This is a genomic window from Mesorhizobium sp. M4A.F.Ca.ET.090.04.2.1 (assembly GCF_003999085.1).
In the GTDB taxonomy this organism is placed as follows: Bacteria; Pseudomonadota; Alphaproteobacteria; order Rhizobiales; family Rhizobiaceae; genus Mesorhizobium.
This window is the reverse complement of record NZ_RZOT01000556.1, coordinates 1-3,938: the sequence shown is the minus strand read 5'-3', so window position 1 is coordinate 3,938 and position 3,938 is coordinate 1. Positions and strand designations below refer to the sequence as shown.

Here is a 3,938-nt window from a genome sequence, read left to right as displayed (position 1 = left end):
GTGACGCTGTCCGCGGCGCCGATCGTCGCAAAGGCCTTTCCTGCGGCGCTCTCCGCCGCGACCGTGGCGCGCCAGGCGAGTTCGCCCGAGAAGCGGCTTTTGCCGAAGCCGGGCTGCTTGCCGGCGAGGTTCTCGCGAATCGACGACCAGACACCATCGGCGCCGACCAGCAATTGGCCGCTGGCCTCGATCGTGCGGCCGTCCGTTTCAGCCGTCACGGCAATGCCCTGCGGTCCGGCGGCGACGCCGGTCACCCGCGCGCCGGTGACGAGCTCGACATCCGGGCGTTCCGTCACCTGCGCCGTCAGCGCCGCCTGCACGTCGGCGCGATGGGCGGCAAGATAGGGCGCTCCCCAGCGCCTCTCGGCGGCCTGTCCGAGCGGCACGCGTCCCAGGTCCCTGAGCGCGGCGGCATCCTTGAGCACCACCGCCTCCGGCCGCACTGCATGCGGCAGGAGCCGCTCCAGCACGCCGAGCTGCCTGAGGATTCGCGTCGCATTGGGAGAAAGCTGGATACCGGCGCCGGCTGCCTCGAGTTGCCTGGCCTGTTCGAACACCGTTACGGGATAGCCGCGCTCGGCGAAGGCAAGCGCCGCCGTCAGTCCTGCTATGCCGGCCCCGGCGATGACGACCTGCCGGGACCGCGCCTCGCTCATCGTCGGAAGAGGATCAGGCGGCCTGGTCGATATAGAGGCAGCCCGCGGGGACCGTTTCGGTCGCCTTCAGTTTCGCCGAATAGCGGAAGAGCGTCGAGCAATAGGGGCAGACCTTCTCATTGTCGTCGCCCATGTCGAGGAACACGTGCGGATGGTCGAAGGGCGGGTTGGCGCCCGTGCACATGAATTCCTTGACGCCGATGTCGATCGCCGGATGGCCCGCATCGTTCTGGAAATGGGGAATGGAACCGCCTGCCATCGTCGTCTCCAATTGGTCTCGGCTTGTTTCGGCCAGTCTGCATCTGGATCATAACCGGCCTGTTTGCAAGATCGATGAAATGAAACTGTCGCAAAAGCCTGTCAGAGGATAAGTTGAGCCGGTTAAGCGCATGACCCTGGATCGCTGCGGGATTCGTGAGGGATCGTGCGTCACAAAAACATGTTAGAGCGTCCGTAGCCCATCCGGAATGCAGCGCTTCAAAGCGATGGGCGCAGGACAAGAGCGGGAATCATGAACGAACTGAAGCCGGTGCACAGCGAATTCATCACCATCGAGGCGGCAAGTGCCGAGAGCGGCAATCCCGATCGCTTCGTCAACCGCGAATTCTCCTGGCTGCAGTTCAACCGGCGCGTACTGGAGGAATCGCTGAACCCGCACCATCCGCTTCTGGAGCGGATCCGCTTCCTGTCGATCTCGGCCGGCAATCTCGACGAGTTCTTCATGGTCCGTGTCGCGGGCCTGGCAGGCCAGGTGCGCGAGGGCATCGTCCTGAAGAGTCCGGACGGCCGCACGCCCGAACAGCAGCTTGAACAACTGCTGCGCGAGGTCGAGCGCCTGCAGGAGGACCAACAGAAGAGCCTTTCGACACTGATGCAGCTGCTCAACAAGGAAGGCATCGAAAGCATCACCCGCGACGCGCTGACCAAGGACGAGAAGGCCTGGCTGGAAGAGCATTTCCAGGATCAGGTGTTTCCGGTGCTGACCCCGCTGTCGATTGACCCGGCGCATCCGTTCCCGTTCATCCCCAATCTCGGCTTCTCGATGGCGCTGCAACTGCGCCACCGCAAGAATGGCGAGGAGATGAGCGCGCTTTTGCGCCTGCCGGTGGCGCTGAAGCGCTTCATCCGTCTACCCGACCGCAAGAATCATGTCCGCTTCATCCCGCTGGAGGAGGCGGTCGGCCTCTATATCGGCAAGCTCTTCCCGGGCTATGAGGTCAAGGGGTCCGGCACCTTCCGCATCATCCGCGACAGCGATATCGAGGTCGAGGAAGAGTCCGAGGACCTGGTTCGCCTGTTCGAGACGGCGCTGAAGCGGCGCCGCCGCGGTTCGGTGATCCGCATCGAGTTCGACATGCTGATGCCGCCGGAACTGCGCGACTTCGTCGCCGGCGAGCTTGGCGTCTCGTCGAGCCGCATCAGCGTCCTGACCGGTCCGCTGGCGCTCAGCCAGATCTCCGAGATCGTCGCCGTCGCCCGCGACGATCTGAAGTTCACGCCCTACAATCCGCGCTTTCCCGAGCGTATCCGCGAGCATGGCGGCGACTGCTTTGCCGCCATCCGCGAGAAGGACATCATCGTCCACCATCCCTACGAATCCTTCGACGTGGTGGTGCAGTTCCTGCGTCAGGCGATGGCCGACCCGGAAGTGGTGGCGATCAAGCAGACGCTCTACCGCACCTCCAACGACAGCCCGATCGTGCGCGCGCTGGTCGACGCGGCCGAGGCCGGCAAATCGGTGACGGCGCTGGTCGAGCTCAAGGCGCGGTTCGACGAGGAGGCCAACATCCGCTGGGCCCGCGACCTCGAGCGCGCCGGCGTCCAGGTCGTGTTCGGCTTCCTCGAGCTCAAGACCCACGCCAAGATGTCGCTGGTGGTGCGGCGCGAGGACGGCAAGCTGCGCAACTATGTGCATCTCGGCACTGGCAACTACCATCCGGTCACCGCGCGCATCTATACCGACCTGTCGTTCTTCACCACGGATCCGACGATTGCCCGCGATGTCGCCCAGCTGTTCAACTTCATCACCGGCTATGCCGAGCCCACCGAGGAGATGCGGCTCGCCGTTTCGCCATTCACGCTGCGCAAACGCATCCTGAAGCATATTTCGAACGAGGTCGTCCACGCGCGCGAGGGCCGGCCGGCGCGAATCTGGATGAAGATGAACGCGCTGGTCGACCCGATCATCATCGACGCGCTCTACGATGCCAGCCGCGCCGGCGTCGAGATCGACCTCGTCGTGCGCGGCATCTGCTGCCTGAGGCCGCAGGTGCCGGGCCTGTCGGAGAATATAAGGGTGAAATCGATCGTCGGCCGCTTCCTCGAGCACAGCCGCATCTACTGCTTTGGCGACGGCTACGGCCTGCCCTCGGACGGGGCGATCGTCTACATCTCCTCGGCCGATCTTATGCCGCGCAATCTCGACCGCCGTGTCGAGACCATGGCGCCGATCACCAATCCAACTGTGCATGAACAGGTGCTTGGCCAGATCATGCTGGGCAACATCATGGACAACCAGCAAAGTTTCGACGTATTGGCTGACGGCACCTCCCGGCGCGTCGTGCTGGAGGAGGGCGAGGAACCGTTCAACGCGCAGGAATATTTCATGACCAATCCGAGTCTGTCCGGACGGGGTGACGCGCTGAAGTCGCATGCGCCCAGGCGCATCGCCCAGTTCAAGCGCCGCAAGAAGAACGCCGCCGCGTGATTTCTGCTTCCCAGGGCCGGCTCCAGGACCGGCGGCCGCTGTCGATCATCGACATCGGCTCTAACTCGATCCGCCTCGTCGTCTATGAAGGGCTGGCGCGCTCGCCGACCTTGCTGTTCAACGAAAAGATGCTGGCCGGCCTCGGCCGCGGCATCGTTTCGACCGGCAAGCTCGATCCCGAGGCGGTCACCCGCTCGATGGAGGAGTTCCGCCGCTTCCGCGCGCTCTCCGACCAGGCCGGCGCCGAGCACATGTATGTGCTGGCGACCGCCGCCGCCCGCGAGGCGGTCAACGGCCCCGATTTCATCCACCGCGCCGAGGACGTACTGAAGACTGAGATCCGGGTGCTCTCCGGGCGGCAGGAGGCGCATTATTCGGCGCTCGGCGTGATTTCCGGCTTCCACCCGGCCAGCGGCATCGCCGGTGACCTCGGCGGCGGCAGCCTCGAACTGATCGACATCAACGGCGAGGCGATCGGCGACGGCATCACGCTGCCGCTCGGCGGCCTGCGCCTGCAGGACATGGCGAAGAATTCGCTCGTCCAGGCTCAGAAGATCGCGCGCCAGGAGCTGGCG

The 3,938-nt window shown here is 64.7% G+C and carries 3 protein-coding genes and 1 pseudogene; 2 read left to right on the top strand and 2 right to left on the bottom strand.

Annotated elements, in window-relative coordinates:
- On the bottom strand, nucleotides 1-656 hold a 656-nt coding region (locus tag EN781_RS27950; protein WP_127400532.1), incomplete at its 3' end, for an FAD-dependent monooxygenase.
- A 13-nt stretch (nucleotides 657-669) separates the two neighbouring features.
- Nucleotides 670-915 (bottom strand): zinc-finger domain-containing protein, encoded by a 246-nt coding sequence (locus EN781_RS27945; RefSeq protein WP_126055162.1) that lies wholly within the window; start codon nucleotides 913-915, stop codon nucleotides 670-672.
- A 252-nt stretch (nucleotides 916-1,167) separates the two neighbouring features.
- Between EN781_RS27945 and EN781_RS27940 the strand changes: the two genes are divergently transcribed.
- Together EN781_RS27940 and EN781_RS27935 are read left to right on the top strand one after the other, a co-directional pair.
- On the top strand, nucleotides 1,168-3,363 hold the full coding sequence (locus tag EN781_RS27940; protein ID WP_126055161.1) for an RNA degradosome polyphosphate kinase: 2,196 nt from the start codon (nucleotides 1,168-1,170) through the stop codon (nucleotides 3,361-3,363).
- Nucleotides 3,360-3,938: pseudogene (locus tag EN781_RS27935) on the top strand (exopolyphosphatase); the annotation flags it as partial. The gene EN781_RS27940 and the pseudogene EN781_RS27935, both read left to right, overlap by 4 nt.